Source organism: Arthrobacter sp. FW306-1B-F12A, from assembly GCF_058781865.1.
The window spans coordinates 13,377-29,492 of the sequence record NZ_JBYSXD010000041.1 but is presented as its reverse complement, the minus strand read 5'-3'; the positions used below and the strand labels follow the sequence as shown (position 1 = coordinate 29,492).

The 16,116-nt window shown below is 62.7% G+C and carries 18 protein-coding genes; 5 read left to right on the top strand and 13 right to left on the bottom strand.

Features of this window, described 5'->3' with window-relative positions; genetic code table 11:
* The first annotated feature begins 17 nt into the window (after positions 1-17).
* Entirely contained in the window at positions 18-467 is a 450-nt protein-coding gene (locus AC3WJU_RS17190) for a GNAT family N-acetyltransferase (protein WP_492260438.1), read from the top strand.
* On the opposite strand, the gene AC3WJU_RS17185 is transcribed toward AC3WJU_RS17190, so the two are convergent.
* From AC3WJU_RS17185 to AC3WJU_RS17165, 5 genes are all read right to left on the bottom strand, one after another.
* Positions 464-1,015, bottom strand: a complete 552-nt coding sequence (locus tag AC3WJU_RS17185; protein ID WP_492260437.1) for an NUDIX hydrolase — start codon at positions 1,013-1,015, stop codon at positions 464-466. The genes AC3WJU_RS17190 and AC3WJU_RS17185 overlap by 4 nt on opposite strands.
* A gap of 284 nt (positions 1,016-1,299) precedes the next feature.
* Positions 1,300-1,518, bottom strand: coding sequence for a hypothetical protein (locus tag AC3WJU_RS17180; RefSeq protein ID WP_439181091.1), 219 nt, complete (start codon positions 1,516-1,518; stop codon positions 1,300-1,302).
* Positions 1,519-1,683: 165 nt separating this feature from the next.
* The gene (locus AC3WJU_RS17175; protein WP_492260436.1) at positions 1,684-2,139 is read right to left on the bottom strand and encodes a GNAT family N-acetyltransferase; all 456 of its coding nucleotides are present in this window, start codon (positions 2,137-2,139) and stop codon (positions 1,684-1,686) included.
* A gap of 305 nt (positions 2,140-2,444) precedes the next feature.
* Positions 2,445-3,062 (bottom strand): hypothetical protein, encoded by a 618-nt coding sequence (locus tag AC3WJU_RS17170; RefSeq protein WP_492260435.1) that lies wholly within the window; start codon positions 3,060-3,062, stop codon positions 2,445-2,447.
* Positions 3,063-4,018: 956 nt separating this feature from the next.
* Entirely contained in the window at positions 4,019-4,285 is a 267-nt protein-coding gene (locus AC3WJU_RS17165) for a hypothetical protein (protein WP_492260434.1), read from the bottom strand.
* A 382-nt stretch (positions 4,286-4,667) separates the two neighbouring features.
* Between AC3WJU_RS17165 and AC3WJU_RS17160 the strand changes: the two genes are divergently transcribed.
* Positions 4,668-5,060, top strand: a complete 393-nt coding sequence (locus AC3WJU_RS17160) for a hypothetical protein (RefSeq protein ID WP_492260433.1) — start codon at positions 4,668-4,670, stop codon at positions 5,058-5,060.
* Positions 5,061-5,263: 203 nt separating this feature from the next.
* The gene (locus AC3WJU_RS17155; protein ID WP_492260432.1) at positions 5,264-5,683 is read left to right on the top strand and encodes an SMI1/KNR4 family protein; all 420 of its coding nucleotides are present in this window, start codon (positions 5,264-5,266) and stop codon (positions 5,681-5,683) included.
* Between the two features lie 113 nt (positions 5,684-5,796).
* On the opposite strand, the gene AC3WJU_RS17150 is transcribed toward AC3WJU_RS17155, so the two are convergent.
* Positions 5,797-6,294 carry a hypothetical protein gene (locus AC3WJU_RS17150; RefSeq protein WP_492260431.1) on the bottom strand — a complete coding sequence of 166 codons (498 nt, stop codon included), beginning with the start codon at positions 6,292-6,294 and terminating at the stop codon, positions 5,797-5,799.
* Positions 6,295-6,594: 300 nt separating this feature from the next.
* On the opposite strand from AC3WJU_RS17150, the gene AC3WJU_RS17145 reads away from it, so the two are divergent.
* The gene (locus AC3WJU_RS17145; RefSeq protein WP_492260430.1) at positions 6,595-7,011 is read left to right on the top strand and encodes a hypothetical protein; all 417 of its coding nucleotides are present in this window, start codon (positions 6,595-6,597) and stop codon (positions 7,009-7,011) included.
* Between the two features lie 618 nt (positions 7,012-7,629).
* Here AC3WJU_RS17145 and AC3WJU_RS17140 read toward each other — a convergent pair.
* On the bottom strand, positions 7,630-8,106 hold the full coding sequence (locus AC3WJU_RS17140) for a DUF4304 domain-containing protein (RefSeq protein ID WP_492260429.1): 477 nt from the start codon (positions 8,104-8,106) through the stop codon (positions 7,630-7,632).
* 679 nt (positions 8,107-8,785) lie between these two features.
* Here AC3WJU_RS17140 and AC3WJU_RS17135 point away from each other — a divergent pair.
* Positions 8,786-10,396: an ABC-F family ATP-binding cassette domain-containing protein gene (locus AC3WJU_RS17135; protein WP_492260428.1), complete on the top strand. Its 1,611-nt coding sequence runs from the start codon at positions 8,786-8,788 to the stop codon at positions 10,394-10,396.
* Positions 10,397-10,409: 13 nt separating this feature from the next.
* Here the strand turns inward: AC3WJU_RS17135 and AC3WJU_RS17130 are convergent, their stop codons facing one another.
* Genes AC3WJU_RS17130 through AC3WJU_RS17105 form a run of 6 tightly spaced genes read right to left on the bottom strand, consistent with a single transcriptional unit; the run spans position 10,410 to position 16,116 of the window.
* The gene (locus tag AC3WJU_RS17130) at positions 10,410-10,532 is read right to left on the bottom strand and encodes a hypothetical protein (protein ID WP_492260427.1); all 123 of its coding nucleotides are present in this window, start codon (positions 10,530-10,532) and stop codon (positions 10,410-10,412) included.
* On the bottom strand, positions 10,529-11,938 hold the full coding sequence (locus AC3WJU_RS17125; RefSeq protein WP_492260426.1) for an NtaA/DmoA family FMN-dependent monooxygenase: 1,410 nt from the start codon (positions 11,936-11,938) through the stop codon (positions 10,529-10,531). Before AC3WJU_RS17125 ends, AC3WJU_RS17130 begins: the two co-directional genes overlap by 4 nt.
* 9 nt (positions 11,939-11,947) lie before the next feature.
* Positions 11,948-13,135, bottom strand: coding sequence for an LLM class flavin-dependent oxidoreductase (locus AC3WJU_RS17120; protein WP_492260425.1), 1,188 nt, complete (start codon positions 13,133-13,135; stop codon positions 11,948-11,950).
* Positions 13,132-13,977 (bottom strand): DUF1684 domain-containing protein, encoded by an 846-nt coding sequence (locus AC3WJU_RS17115; protein WP_284991122.1) that lies wholly within the window; start codon positions 13,975-13,977, stop codon positions 13,132-13,134. The genes AC3WJU_RS17120 and AC3WJU_RS17115 overlap by 4 nt, the downstream gene beginning before the upstream one ends.
* Complete coding sequence (locus AC3WJU_RS17110; RefSeq protein WP_492260424.1) at positions 13,961-15,121, bottom strand: LLM class flavin-dependent oxidoreductase; 1,161 nt, start codon at positions 15,119-15,121, stop codon at positions 13,961-13,963. Before AC3WJU_RS17110 ends, AC3WJU_RS17115 begins: the two co-directional genes overlap by 17 nt.
* Positions 15,118-16,116, bottom strand: coding sequence for an ABC transporter substrate-binding protein (locus tag AC3WJU_RS17105; protein ID WP_492260423.1), 999 nt, complete (start codon positions 16,114-16,116; stop codon positions 15,118-15,120). Before AC3WJU_RS17105 ends, AC3WJU_RS17110 begins: the two co-directional genes overlap by 4 nt.

The following is a 16,116-nucleotide window of genomic DNA, read 5'->3' as shown; positions in this document are numbered from 1 at the left end:
TGGGCTTAGATTGTCAGGTGCCTGCCGAATTCTCGCTCCGCCCCGCCCTGCCCGCCGATGCCGCGTGGATCGCGGAACTGCGCGCCGTCGTCATGCGACCCGATTTGGAGCGGCTAGGGCGTTGGGATCCGGTCCGCGTCAGGGAGCGTTTCTTGAAGGCGTTCCAGCCGGAACACACCTTTGTCATTGCCGTGGAAGGGCAAGCTGCAGGTGTCATCGCGGTGCGCCCGGAACCCGACGCTCTGTGGATCGAACACTTCTACCTCGCTCCTGAGTTCCAGGGGCAAGGGCTTGGTGCCGGCGTGCTCCGGCGGGTCATGGGCGAGTCCAAGGACCACCGGCCATTCCGTCTCAACGTGCTCCAGGGCAGCCCGGCCCGACGCCTCTACGAACGCCACGGCTTTGTCCTGGAAACCGAGGATCCGGTGGACGTGTTCATGGTCGCCGCGCCTGTCGGGCACTGTTAATCGATCCGTGTCGGACTAAGTGACATCGCAGTTCGCCGGGCGTGTTCCAAGCGCGCGCAGAAGCCTGCCGGCACTTGAACTGGCAATTCATTGATCGGGAACCAGCGGACGTCATCGCTTTCTTCACTCACGGCGATCTCCACATCCGGGTTTGCTGTCGCGGCGAACCCCACATCCCAATGGGCGGCACATGAGAATCCCCCATGCAGATCGTGTCGGTCAAGATCCACGATTGCTGGAGAAAGCAGGACCAGGTCATCAATTCCGGACTCCTCGCGGGCCTCCCTCTTTGCAGCTTCCGCCACCGACGCGTCGTTCGACTCGACGTGACCGCCGAACTGCACCCAGAACTGCCCCTTGCGATGGAAACACAACAGAACACGATCGAATTCAGGCGAAAACACGAAGCAGGACCCGGTGACATGCTCCGGCCCACCATTTCGACGCAACGCGGCGTCCCCCGCCAAGTTCAGGAACTGCAGATACGCGTCCCGTAATCCCGATTCAGGAAGTGTCCTGAGGCTGGCAAGCAGATTGGCAAGAGGCATCCTGCTATTTTGCCGCACAGGGCAACGAACAACTCAATGCCACGACAAGGGGTGTGATGCGTCGGATAGATGTCACCCTAGGTGCCCGTTAGCCGATCCTTTACCGGGGTGGCGCTAGGCGTCCCGGAGAAGGTTCCGCTACGGGGCGCCCTCTCGAGTCGAAGAACATCATGCTGGACATCGAAACTACGCTCTTGAAACGCCCCGATGAGACCCGTTCTCCTCGGGGCTTCTGCCCGGAAACCAGAACCGGGGCAAACCTAGACGCACGGCCCAGCTGAGCCTCATTTGCTCGGGCGGCCGGTCCTTGGTCGACGTAGGCCGAGCACCACCAGGATGATGCCGACGACCACGACGATCAGCCCGATGGAGAGCCACATTCGGTTACCGGTCATGAAACTTCCCGGGATCAGGTTCATTCCCTGCCCGGCGAATACTCCACCGATGATCACAGCGATCACACCGATGGTGATGAGGGCGATGCGCCCGACACTGCTGTTCACGCTGCCCAACTTCCGTCAACCAGGGGAAGAACCGGTACATAGAAAACGGTACTGGGTTTCGCTACAAATTTCGGGACTGCACCGGATTCTCTGTGTGACTCGCAGCGATAAATGGTGGTTTTTTCGCAGCGCTATTTGTCACCCTTCAGCAATTAATGGGATCGTCTATCGGCACGCTTGAAAGAGCATCAACTGCGATCGCCCATCGTCGGCGGTAACCCCGCGAATCTCCGCGAACCGACCGACAAACTGGAAACCCAGAGCCTCGTGCATTTTGATGGAAGCCGTGTTGTGTTCGTTCGCGAAGTAGTAAACGGTCGAAGACCGAAACCATATCCACTCCACACGCGCCCGGGTGAGAGCAGAACCAATTCCCCGCCGACGGGAATTTGGAGGGACGACAACACCTCCTAGATAGTGGCCAGCAGGGGCCTCGCCATCCGGTTCGCCATGGAAGTGGGTCTTCGCCACGCCGACGATCTCATCTTGCATGGCCCCTACCAACACGACCCGCTCGCTTTTTGGGGCAACCATTTCTGGCGTCCAGCGTGCGCGGCCGCTGGCATCGCAGATCGCGCCCACATGTTGCAGGTCGTCCAGGTTCGCCTCGCGTATCTGCATCCCTAGAGCTTACAGAGGGGCTTAGCGAGGCCGTTACGGTTGCCCCGGCCGGTCGTAGATCAACCGCTGCTTCGCCGCCCGGTAACGGATCCCTCAACGTGCATAGGATTTCGAGCATCGACGACCGCAGGAAGCCGCGGTGCGGCGAGTTCAGAATGGCGGTTTCCGGGCCACGTCCAAGGGCTGCATCATCATCGAAACCGGCACGAACTCCTACCGCCTCGCTCACACCGCTGCCCAACAAACCGCTGGCTAGTTTTCCGACAGAAGCAAGGCTGTGGCGATCACCATCGGTAGGGCGAATTTCAACTGGCACCATATGGTCGCATCTGAAGAGCGACTGCAAAGAACCAGAGCATAAGTACCACGGCGATGACTACGGCTGGATGATTCCATTTGGTTGTGACGCGCTCTCCATGTTGCCCGCTCGAACGCCTGTTGAGCCAGGCGGTGGTTACGGGATCCTGGCCTGACGGAATCTCCAGTGAGTCCCCCTCCTCGTCGCTTGTTGTCGTGGAGTCGGGAACAGGGATGTACGTACGGCTTCCCACGGCATTGCTGCCGGGAGGAGCACTCACTTGGCTGACATATTTTTTGCCCCCTGCCTTGATGATGACTTTGTACCGGTTTTGGAGGTCATCGATCGCCGAGAAAGGGATGCAGAGGGTCATCAGCCCGTTGCGCATTTCCAACCCGGATTCGGCAATCGTCACACGAGGCAGCCATGCATTGGCGAAAACCATCCAGGACATGAAGGCGAGCCACGGGATCACGACGCTGCCAAAAGCGTCGTTCCCGTTGAGGAGAAGCTGCGCTCCAATTCCGATAGCGGCGACGACCCAAACGGCCACCGTCAATTGGCGTCCCAGGTGCCTCCGAAAGGTGAGGGACGCTTCGATGGGTCCCTCTTCGTCGTGTGCCATGGACTCATCGTGCCAGACAAGACCCAAGAGGTATCGCCGTATTACTGTCCGGAAGTGCCGGCGTTTACCCCGGCAAACACGGGCCTGACAGCGAATCAAGAACAGTAACGCGGCTCATGTCCTGGCACTGGAGATATTGGCTAGGCTGACGGTAGGGCAAACCGAGCCAGGTACCGTTGTCGCTCGTGGTGAAAGGGACGAACATGGACGCAGATTTCGTGGGAGGTTTGCGCTTCCCTTGGTTTCAGGAAATGGCTCGTCCCTATGTCCTGATGACCATCACGGAAGAGCAGATTGGATTCCATCTCCGCTACGGGTTGAGGCATCTATTCGGAGGCCCGTGGCTTGTCGAACGGCAGCGCATAGCCACTGTCTATCCCGAGCGGCGTGGACTCCTGTCGAACGTCAAAATCATTGAAAGGGGTGGCCTCGCCTGGAAGTTTTGGACATCGCACCCTGACGACGTGGTGCATGCGCTAGGTGAGTGTGGTTACCCCGTGGTAGCCGATGCCCCAACTTCCAGATAGCAACACACAAGCCATAGCGGAGGTCCACATGGTTCTTCCGGCAGCATCCCTGCCGGGGCATGCCACTTCTGTTGGTCTGGTTTAAGGACGCTTCGCTGGGATCGGTCGGCAGCGTCTCCGGTGGTCCTGAATCAGGCGTCTCAGCGGCCCTGAAAAGCATTGACATACTCATCCCCCTTAGGCTCTGCACATGAGCAGGACAAGGGATAGTGACGCCGCAGCCGCATCTGGGCGGCCGGGTTACCTCTACGAAGGCTTCGGTGACGTGCCAATTGGACAGGTAACCACCAAGGACCCCTTTTACAGTTCGTTAGTCAGCCACGACTGGCAGCTTTGGGTTTCCCGAGTCTTAAGACGGCTAAGTTTTGGGATACGAGGTCGTGTGGAGTCGCCCGTCTTCGCATGGTGTACCGACGCCTTAACCCGGACCTAAATGCGCTTCCAGCGACAGTTACGGAGGAGCTGCTCCGTGATGGCGCGTACTCCGAGGAATTCGGATGGAACCACGATGGTCTTGCGAATCATGCCAGACGCCATGGGATGAAAGCCGAACGTCTGCAATTTCCAACACCGGAAGCGTTCATCGACACTGCAAGCAAACCCGGTGCGCTCATCGTCTCCATCGGCCATTCCTTTGAACGGGAGGGCAAGTCCGGACATCTTGCGCTGGTTGCGGGGGTGACGGACGACGGCCATTTACGGATACATCGCCCGTCAGTCAGCACCCGACCCAGGGCAGAGGTCTCCGAGTGGACTTCCCAACCTTCTGGGATCACTTTTCAGGTCGAGGCATCCATTTCGTGTGATGCCCGGTGAAGGACGGTCTTACGGGCAACCGAACCCTGATGAAGCCGGGCCGCAACTGGAGCGCTGAAATGGCGTATGGGTTCAAAGGCTGCTGAAGCTTCTTATTCGCTGGTGCCGTTTCCATTGAAAGCCCCGCGTCAGGTGCCCTAAACGCTCGTCGGGTTCGTCATGGTCCGTATGTGTGCGGCGACACCGAGTCCGCTCCCTCGGGCCGCCCGCTGCCCGGCGCAGCCCCTTACGGCAGGAAGGAATAGAGCCTAGGCTGACATCCGTGGAGCACCCCGATAACGGCATCTTTGCTCCGGCACTTCGATACGAGTTCATCGGCGGTGGCTACAGCAACTACCGGTTTCAAGCCGGCCCTCCCTGGATACGCTTCGTCGTCACCCCGGAACAACTGGAGTTCCACGGCCGCGGCCTGAACCTTTTCCGCATCGGCCCCTGGATAGTGCCACGGAGCGAGGTCAAGGAGGTCTTCTCCAAGCGGCGGCGGCACCTGCTTCCGCCCTTCGTGTGGGAGGTCGAGATCGTCACCACCGACCCCAGCGTGTGGTGGACGTTCTGGTCACCTCACCATTCCGGCCCGGTCCTCCTCTCGATGGAAGAGTGCGGTTATCCCGTTGACTGGACCCCGCACAACTGGGCAGGCATGCCGATCGAGTGAGCGGGCGAAGCTTTCGTCACAGCCTCGTCCCACTTCCTTGGAACAGGAACACCCCTCAGTGGGACACTCCCCGCGCATTGGTGTCGGTTTCCGAAGTCGTCTGCACAACCACTCCCGGTCCGCAAGGGGATCCTTCAACGGACAGGCGGCGACTTCTACTGCCTGAGGGAGCGGCCCGGAACCCGGTGCGGCATGATGGTGGCATGCTCGTGGAACAGATTCGGCACTGGGGAAAGGCGGCTTTAGGTGCCCCTGCATCGGCGGACGCTGTTCTATCGTGCGAAGCCCAACTAGGGTACAAGCTCCCTGACCAACTTCGGCAACTTCTGGCAGAGACGAATGGCATCGAGGGTGAGTACGGTCTGGGCATGCTTTGGCCTGCGCACCGAATTGCTGAGGACAACGCCTATTTCCGGAATAATTCAGACTTCCGGCGGCTCTATATGCCCTTCGCAGGACTCATCTTCTCTGCTGACGCCGGCAACGGTGACCAGTTCGGGATCTCTCTCACCGGAAATCACGACATCTACGTTTGGAACCACGTGGATGACAGCCGTGTATGGGTCGCACCGACCGTCATGCGCTACCTCGAGGATTGGATGAACGGGACACTCAAGGTCTGAGGAGCACGTTCTATCACGACGCAGCGCCGGGTCCCGGCAACGTCACGAACCGGTAGTTAGGCGTCTCGCGAACGTCTAACGGGCGCAGAACTAGGTGGACCCAAGCAGAAGATTTACAGCAGCGAATTCCTCAGATGTGAACACATCCAGGCCGGGTACTGCTTTCCGTCGTCATTCAGTCCCGCCTGGTGATGTGCTGGTGGTATCGGCCGGCTGTGGCAGTCTTTCCGCTTCCTCCTTGGTGGCCCGAATGATCCCGAGAAAGTCGTCCCGCTGCAGGTACTCCCACCTGGCTTCCGGATGACACGGCCCAGGTACGGATCGCGCTGCTCCAGCTCCTTCAACCCGTTCCACAGCGTGGTGTAGCCGGCCTCCTGCTCCGCCTCTATCCTGATCGGGACCCACACGATCAGCAGGGCCACCGGAATCGTGGGGATTATCATGGCAAGCACAAGGACATTGGTGAACCACGACTGCGGAATCCCCGATCTACTGAGGAGTAGCACGACGCCAAGTCCGGCCAGTGCCACCGTGGTGCACTTGTAGCGCAGCTTCAGCAGCTCGAACGCCGTGCGTCCCTTGATCAGGCCGCCACTGTGAGCCTCGTTCATCGGTTCAACTCCCCCAAGCCGGGCCGCAACGCGGCGCTTCGGCCTGATCCTATGCCGGAGCCGGTTCGAGGGCATTGAGCCTCGCGGTGAACCAGCTGACCTGCTGGCCGATGCCCGACCCTGCATCGGAACAAATACCGGCCACGGCCGTCCGGTTGTGCATTCCTCACCGTGCACATGGATACAACCATTGGAGAGGTCCGGAGAGGGACCGCCTTACGTGTGCTCTGCTTTGCGCCCAGCGCTACAGTTGACCGGACCGCGCGATTCATCGGTACATGGCAGGTAGGGAGGCCGACGGTGGGAAAGTACTTTGAGCATGAAGTTCTTAGGGGCTTCTACCTGGAAGACAGCTGGGTATTGGACATCAATGCAAGCCGAGGACAGCTTGTCATTACCGCGGAGTTCGTACTGACCGAGGGACACCCCTCTTATGCCCCGGCACGCCCCGGAGAGCAATACTGCTACCGCAAGGGGGTGCTGGTGTTCGATGGTGTAGCAGATTTGACCTGGACGGGTCAGCTCAGTTCCCGGCCTTCGCGTGACCCTGACGGGTCAGTTGACTACGGCAATATCGACTCACTCATCATCGAGGGAGACCACTACACCGTTGAAGGGGACCTCGGCAAAATCGACCTCCACGCTGCATCCATCCGCGTGGCACTGGTCTCGGACGGCACGATCCTCACTTCGCACGGCGTCGCTGCTGACCTCTAGCACGCGTCCGGTGAAGGATCGCCGATCAACTCATGCGGTTCGCCAAGCTCGACGGTATCGGACCAGCACGCTACGTTGAGGAGCACCAACTCGACCAACTCAACCGATTCGGATGGAAACTGCAATGACCAATTGGGCCGGTCTCGTACGATTTCTCTCCGCTGCCGAGGGGGGTCGCCGTTCGGGCCCTCCGCCTGGTCCAACCTATATGACTACAGCGGTCCCCTACTTAGGCGGCGAGGCCGAAGTGCTTCCGGGCTGGCCAGCAACCGGTCCGCAGTTCAGCATTGTGCTGGAATTGCTCGGCCGCCCGGACGAAAACGGATGGATGAAAGCATCGGTCAGAGCGCTTGTCGAAGATGCCCCAGGCTCGGAGGCGCTTTACCCTGGCGCGCAACTAGTTGTCCTCGAGGGTCCAAGAGAGGTTGCCCGTATGCTAATGAGTCTCGATGAGGGGAGCAGTGAGTGATTTTGTCGAAGCCGGTTGTGGTGTGGGGCACGCGAGTCGTTTCTTCCTACTGCAGTGGTCGGTAATGGCATGAAATTAGGGATGGCGAGGCTTGGCTGCCAGCTGGAGGAATCTGCGGTCGCGTAAGAATCGTCGGCATACCCGGCAGCTCAGGAACCGGCGGCACTTGTCGAGAGGAATCGTTGCCAATCACCGTCGATCAGTGACTTCATCAGCAGGCGTTGACCGGCCTCGGTCGCGAGACCATCAAAGGACGTCCCTGTCTGAACCAATGGTTCAAGCTGGACCGCGAGAACGCCCAGCAGTTCGGTCCGTCGTTCTGCGTCATCGACTACTTGATCAAGGTCGAGCAAGGCCTCCAGATTCCGGCGGTGTTCTGCTGGGACCAATGCCTCCAGACGACTCTGAACGTGACAGTGGGTCGGCTTGGGGTTTGTTGCGGCGCTGAAGCCCAAGAACCAAAGGCCGACGTTGAGGTAGTAATGCGGACCGTACTGGGACTTCTGGAGGTTCAGAACGGCGATGGCGTCAGGTCCGGTGACATACCACGAGCCGGACTTCTTCGATCCGCCCAGAGACCTGCCGAACTCGTCGAAGGTCCTCTGGATGACGTTGCGCCTGCTCATGGGCTGTAGGTTACCGCGCTTCAGTCCGAACCGTGTTGGCGACGACACAGAACCAGTGGGCAAGTAACCGAGGACGCTGTTCGGTCCAAAGAGCCCTCGCACCATGCCCGTAAGCCGGTCCCCCACCGGCCAGCTCAACACCTTCATGCCTTCCCTTCAGGAAAGCCTTAATGTGGGTACTCTCTGATTCCCGTATGACCCGCCCGCAAAAGTGCCCGGTGAAGGCGCCCTAAACGCTACACTTCAGGGCGCCCGGCAGCCCTGAAAATTCGAGGACGCACTAAGGCTTCTCGGCCCGCGAAGGTGTCCCGATGACCACCGCCCGCGGGCTTCACCGTTTAGGGCCTCCATGGGAACCACCGTGATGAATGCCGGCGTTCATCCCCAATTGGCCGCTCAAGAAAATTGTGGATATGGTTTTGGCTATGGAGATTGAGGTCGACAGAGCCTAGCCACCTGACGTTCGGTGGCCGCCCGGTTGTTTGCGCTCATGCGCACCCGGCGAGAAATCTCGCTTTCAGTTGTCCGCAGGCGCTATTCCCTGCGGTCCAGCTTCGCTGAAAGATTCCGTACGTCAGGTGCAGTGCCCTCCGAAGTAGCGCGCGTTTTCGCGCCCCGGAGTGAGCACGTCGACCCATGACTGCGCCCTTGATGGGCAAGAACCAAAGGACTGTGTCTCATGTCAGCACATTCAGCCATCACCTTGCACGACCTGTCATTCGAGTGGCCGGACGGCACTCCCGCTCTTCACCGGCTCAATGGCACCATGGCCACCGGGCGGACCGGACTAGTCGGCCGCAATGGTGCAGGAAAATCGACCCTGCTCCGTTTAATCGCCGGCACACTGACGCCGACCCTGGGCCGGGTCGAAACCGTCGGTGACGTGGGCTATCTTCCTCAGACCCTCACCCTCGGGCAGCACACGACGGTCGCCGCGTTGCTCGGCATCGACGGCATCCTCAGAGCGCTCCACGCAATTGAGGGTGGCGACGTTGCTGAGCGCCATTTCGACACCGTCGGCGACGACTGGGACATTGAGTCCCGGGCAGACGAAGCGCTGCACGAAATCGGCTTCTCCGCGGGTGACCTCAAGCGCCAGGTCGGGGAGCTCTCAGGTGGCGAGGCAATGCTCATCGCGCTGACCGGGCTGCGCATCCGCCGCACCCCGGTCACGCTCCTCGACGAGCCAACCAACAACCTTGATCGGCGCACCCGGGCCAAACTTGCCGACTTCGTCGACAGTTGGCCGGGCACCCTCGTGGTGGCCAGCCACGACCTCGAGTTGCTTGAGCACATGGACTCCACTGCTGAGCTTCATGCCGGAAAGCTTGACGTGTTTGGTGGCCCGTACAGTCTTTTCACCGAATATCGCGAGCAGGAACAGGCCGCCGCCGTCCAGGCAGCACGGAGCGCCCAGCAAGCGCTGAAGGTCGAGAAGAAGCAACGCGTCGAAGCCGAGACGAAGCTTGCCCGCCACGAGCGCACAGCGAAGAAAACCCAAGCCAGCGGCGGCATCCCGAAGATCCTGGCCGGCAACCGGGCTAGCAAGGCGCAGGCATCTGCCGGCTCGATGCGCTCGACCCTCGACGACAAGGTGCTGTCAGCCCAGGCCGCCGTCGACGCCGCCGACGCGAGGGTCAGGGAAGTTGAGCACATCCACCTCACCCTTCCAGATCCCGACGTGCCACGGAGCCGCCGGATCGCCGAGCTGAGCGACGGTTCCCGCACGATCGTCATCCAAGGCCCCGAGCGCGTGGCCCTGGTGGGACCCAACGGCTCAGGCAAATCGACGCTCCTCAAACACCTCGTCGAGAGGCGCCCTGCAGAATCCTCGGGCCGGATCACCGGAAAGCTGCTGACCGGCCGGGTGGGATACCTCCCGCAACGGCTCGACGGCCTGGACGATTCCCGCTCAGCGCTGGACAACGTGCGGGCAGCGGCTCCGGCGTCGGCGCCCGGAGACATCCGCAATCAACTCGCACGCCTCCTCCTCCGGGGATCCACCGTTGATCGCCCGGTCTCCAGCCTGTCAGGAGGAGAACGGTTCCGGGTCAGCCTCGCGAAGCTGCTCCTGGCGGAGCCGCCCGCCCAGCTGCTGATCCTCGACGAGCCGACGAACAACCTCGACATTGCCAGCGTCGAGCAGCTCGCCGAAGCCTTGGACGCCTACCGTGGCGCATTGCTCATCGTGAGCCACGACCTCGGGTTTCTCCGGCGCCTCAACATCGACACGGTAGCCGAGCTCGACGGCGAAGGGGGCCTGCGCGAGCGCACGGAGCCACTCACCTAGGGCCCGCAACAAATCAGAGCTGTTGTTCCCACACGGTCAGTTGGAGCCGCACCAGCTCCGCGTCCGTGTCGCGCGAACCGCCGTCGTCGGTCTGCAAGCCGACGACGGCGGCCGCGACTCGCGCACGGAAGCTCACCGCGCGCCCCCGGCGGGTACCGACTCCAACGACTCCGAGCGCGCCGGCGTCGCGAGGCCCAGGTTCTCGCGGAGGGTCCTGCCGACGTATTCCGTGGGGTACACGCCACGTTCCTGCAGCTCGGGCACCAAGTGGTTCACGATGTCGTCCAGGCCGGTGGGGATAAGCCATGGCGAGATGTTGAAGCCGTCGACGGCACCCACCCGGGCGTACTCGGCCAAGGTATCGGCCACGGCTGTGTAGGATCCGGTGAACGTCGCGTCAACCCTGGACGTCCTGGAGCTCACGAACTGCCGGATGGATAAGCCCTTCTCGGCAGCCTCGGCGCGCCATTGCTCGGCGAGCTGCCGGGCTTTGGCCCCGTGGAAGCCGCTCCCCCGGGTCTCGGAGGTCTCCTCCACCACCGGATCGATCTCCGGAAGCGGACCATCGGGATCGTAGGCGGACAACTCCCGGCCCCAGAACTGTTCGAGATACGCAACTGCCTGCTGCGGCCCGATCTGCAGGCCGCGGACCCATTCCTTCTTCTCGCGGGCTTCCTCGTCAGTCGCAGCGAGGATGAATTCGCTCGCCGGCATGATCTGGACGTCGTTGGCACCCCGTCCGGCAGCCAGGGAGCGCGAGACGATATCGGCGCGGAACTCCACGGCGTCGTCGAACTTCGGGTGCGCCGAGAAGATCACATCCGCTTGGCGGGCGGCGAAGTCGCGTCCTTCCGGGGAATCCCCGGCTTGGAACAGCACCGGCCTGTACTGGGCGCTGCGCGGCAGCCGGGGGGTGACGTCCACGGAATAGTGCTGCCCGGAGTGGTGCACGCGCCGCGCATGGCCGGGAACCGCCCAGGAATCCGCGGAGACGGACGAGGAGACCGCTCCGTCCTCCCACGAATCCCAGATCTTCTTGGCGGTCTCCACGAATGCTTCGGCGTGGATATAGCGATCGGCGTGGTCCAGGTAGCCGCCCCGGCGGAAGTTGGCCCCGGTCCACGCGTTGTCCGTGGTGACGACGTTCCAGGCGGCGCGCCCGCCGGAGAGCAAGTCGAGGGAGGCGAGCCTGTGAGCGAGGTCGGCGGGATCGTTGTACGTCGTATTCTGCGTGGCCACGAGCCCGATATTGGACGTCACCGACGCGAGCGCCGCCAGCATGGTCTGCGCGTCCGGCCTGCCCGCGACGTCCAGGGCGTGCGGTCGTCCGAGATGTTCCCGCAAGCGCAGGCCCTCGCCCAGGAAGAAGGCTGCGAACAGCCCGCGCTCGGCGGTCTGGGCGATCCGTCGGAACGACTCAAAGTCGGTCTGCGAACCGGATTCAGGCGCTTTCCAGATGGTGCCGGAATTGACGCCCTGGAAGAAGATCCCGAACTGGATCTTCCCGCTCGGCTGGAATTTAGCACGGTTGTGCTGTGTCATCGTCTCTCCTCAGTTTTCCAAGCCAACGACGGCGGCGCCCGCCGCGCCCACGCTCGCGTACCGGCTCAGCGGCCGTTCAAGACCCAGCAGTTCCCGGAACGTGCCGCCCTGGGCAACAGGCTTCAGGACCGCACGGCGACGGAGCTCAGGCAGCACCAGCTGCGCCAGTTCCTCAAGCTCCACGTCCAGCACAGCCGGATGCAGCCTTACGCCGTCGGCCACAGCCAGCAACCCGGCAAGGAAGTCCGCCAATTCCGCCGCCGTGCCGACGAAGCGCGCCCGGGAACTGGTCCACGGAGTAAACGCGTCCAGTTCGGCGAGCCGCGCGGAGGCGCTTTGCCCACGCGAGTCAAGGACGACGTCGAGCTCCGCCACTACCGACGGGCCGCCCCCAACAGCCGGGCCGCCCCCAACAGCGGTCCGGGCACGCACGTCCGCAACCTCCTCGGCGAGAAGTGAAGGCGTCGGAGCGGACACCAGCACCACGTCGGCGTCCGAACGAAGCAAGTCGGCCTGCGCAACTACGGGCAATTGCCCCTGCAGCGGGCGCGGAATGATGGAGGGACCCTTCACGGAATACCCGGCCCCTGCGAAATCCGCTGGCGTCTCGAAGTCGATGTAGTGCAGTTTGTCCACGTCAAAGTACCGCCCGGTGGGGACGTCGCGGATCACGGCGTCCTCCTCCCAGGAATCCCAAAGCCGCCGGCTCACTTCCACCGACGCCGCGGCCTCCTGCGCCAAGGCGGCACCTTCAACAAATGAACGCCCGACGGCGGCAGCCTCCTCCGCGTAACCGCTCGCCGCGACGAGCCAACCGGCCCGGCCGCCGGAGACGTAGTCGAGGCTCGCGAGCTGCGTCGCGATGTGGAAAGGCTCGGTGTAGACGGTGTCGACTTCCGGAACCAGCACAATGGAACTCGTCACCGGCCCCGCGAAGGCGGCGCGCTGAAGGGCGTTCAGGCGGCCTGCAACATCTCGCCCGCCAGCGCCGGAGCCGTCAGTCCCAGACCCATCAGCGAACGTCGCCACATGAATCCCGGCCGATTCCGCCGCCAGCACCGTGTTCCGGATCCGCGAACCGTTCAGCAACTCATCCGGGGCATGCCGGGCTTTGCGCCAGGCCGCGGGGTGGGCGCCGTCGCCGTCGAGCTCCAAGGCCAAGAATCCGGGCTGGCCCGGACGGGAGATGCCGCTCATTGCTGCTCCTGCCTTTCGTAAGGGATCTGTTCGCCGGCTTCGATGGCCACGCTCAGCCGGTTTTCCGAGGGTGGGAGCGGGCACGTGGCAAGGTCCGTGTAGGCGCACGGCAAGTTGACGGCACGGTTGAAGTCGAGCACCACGGAGCCGTCCGATTCCGGGGTCACCGTGAGCGAGCGATTGGCCGCGTAGGTGGTCTTGCCCGACGTCGCATCCGTGAACAGCACCGAGAGTGTGCCCGGCGCATGTCCGTTGAAGGCCGTGAGCACCAAGTCCTGGCCCGCGAGGTTGAAGTGGAGCTCGCCGGGCGCCTCGTAGACGTGCTGGATACCCTCGACGGCGGCCCCCACTGTGGTCGGTCGGGGAACCTCAAACGGCACGAACGTACCGTTCACCGCGAACGATGCATCCGGTGCGTATGCGGGCGTTCCGCGGTATTCGTTGAGCAGCGGATTCCCGGGGTGCCGCGGCCGGACGATGTACTCGCCGCCGCGCTTGGCGAGCTCGACGACCGTGTCCCCCGCGTTGAGGTTGAGGCCGTCTCGTTCCGCGATGGGGCCGAAAACGACGGTGGCCCCGGCGGCGTCGGTGTTGAGTTCCCGGCCATCCCGAAGCAGGCTTTCGCCTGGTCCTAAAACCACAGTGACGACGTCGTTCTCCACACTCCAGGCGCCGGGCACCCCGTCGAGCGGAGCAGCTTCGGAACCAAGCCAGTGCAGATGGGTGACAGCGAGGAATCCGTGCGGATCGGCCCGGTGACGCTCGTGCTCGGCGTGCCATTCCTGCCAGGCGGCGGTGAAGGCCGCAGTGGTGGACGTAGCCGTTTCAGTGGGCGTAGGCATGATTCCTCCTGTGGTTTGCATGATCTGTGGTGACAGTTCCGGAAGCGTCCGGTGACGTGGCGCCAGCGAATTCCGGGCGGCCACCAAAGGGATCCGCCGGTTCCCACAAGGTCGTGGGCGCGGCGGCGCGGACGGCCGGGATGACCTCGAGCGCGAACCGCTCCAGGATCTCCAGCTGCTGCTCGAAGGGCAACGTGGTGGGCAAGGAAATGGACTGAAGATCGTGGCCGTAGAGCGAGTGGTAGCTCAGGATTTTGTCGATCACCTGTTCCGGACTGCCCACCAGTGCTGGCCCTTCAGCCACGGCATGCTCGATGTCCCGGAACGGCGAATTGTTGCCCGGGACGTTGCGTCCAGCGGTCAAGGCCTCATAAACAGGCCCGAACTGGCGCTTGGCTTCCTGCGTGGTGTCCGCGACGAACACGCCGCCTGCGCCGGAACCCGAACCGAGGTACTGGTGCCGAGGATCGTGGCCGTGGCGTTCGTATTCCTCGCGGTAGTGGTCGATCAGGATCTTGTAGTTCTCGCGAGGCTGGATGGCGTTGGCCGTGAAAAGTGGATCGCCCCACTGGGCGGCGAGGGCAGCCGAGGTCAGGGTTGTAGCCGAGCCGTGCCAAATCCGCGGCGAACCCGCAAACGGTCGCGGCGTCGTCGTCGTCGCTTCGCTCAATGCGGGCCGGAAACGGCCGGACCAGGTGACGTTTTCTTCACGCCACAGCCTCCGCAACAAGACATACTTTTCGGCGAGCAGCTCCCACTGATCATCGAGGGAGAGCCCGAACAACGGATATTGCAGCACTTCGTTGCCCTTGCCGATCACGAGTTCCAGGCGGCCCCGGCTCAGCTGATCGATCGTGGCGTAGTCTTCGGCCACCCGCACGGGATCGAGCACCGACAAGACGGTGACGCCGGTCTGCAATCGAATACGGTTGGTGACCGCCGCGATGGCGGCGAGGACCGTCGTCGGGGACGATGAGATGAACTCACCGGCATGCCTCTCCCCCACAGCGAAACTATCGAAACCCAATTCCTCGGCCCGGCGCGCAGTCTGCACCACTTGGTTGAGCCGCTCGGCCGTCGAGACGATTTCTCCCGTCAGCGGGTTCTTCAGGTGCGGAATGATGTCGAGTACCTGGAACTTCACTGTGTTTTCCCTGTCTGGGCACTCCCGAAGTTTGCCTCTGTCACGGTCTTCGATTCCGGCAAGGCTTCCTGCGAAAGGCCCCAGCGGTCCAGGACCTTCCCGTAGGAGCCATCCTTGATCGCCGAATTCAGGGCATCCGTGATGGCCGGAGCCAGGCCGTTGCCTTTGAGGGTGGTGGCCGCGACGAGGGTCTCTGAAGGCCAGCCAGCGTTGACTTTGCCCACCACTTTCAGGTCGTCCCGCGTGTTCTCGCGGTAGGAGACGGACGGATAGGGCGCGATGTTCAGGTCCGTCCGGCCCGAGGAGAGCGCCAGGATGGTGTCGGCGTCGGAGGAGTAGTACTGCAGTGTTGCCGGAGCCTTGCCACGGGATTCCAGGTCCTTGTTCCAGGCCAGGAGGATCTTCTCCTGGTTGGTGCCCGAGCCCACCGAGACCTTCAGCCCGGAGATGTCGTCCGCACCCTTGATGTTGTACGTGGACGATTTCTTGGCTTCGAATCCCATGTACGCGGCGCGGTAGGTGGAGAAGTCGAACAGTTTCACCCGGTCCTTATTGATGCCCACGTTCGAGAAGACCGCTTCGAAATCGCCCGACTGCGTCTTGAGCGGCCAGTTCTCCCAGGAGGTGACCTGCACGTCCAGTGCGAGGCCCAGCTTGTCGGCCACGAGCTGGGCGATGTCCACCTCGACTCCGATCGGGGTCTTGTCATCCGTCGCATGGAAGGACAGCGGGATGGACCCGGCCGTGGTGGCAACGGTCAGTTTGCCGTCCTTGCCGATCGCGGCCGGCACGGCGGCTGCCGCGGCGGGATCCTTCTGCGCCCGGATACGGTTCTGCTCGGGCGAGGTGTTGTAGACGACGCCGTTGCGGGCGGCACTCGCCGACGGGCTGGCCCCGGCCGCGGAGGCACCGGGGTCGGAGCACCCGGCGAGCGCCGGGAGTGCGACGGCGGGCAGCACCGCGAGCGCGAGAAGCCTGGTTTTGATGCGTGGCAT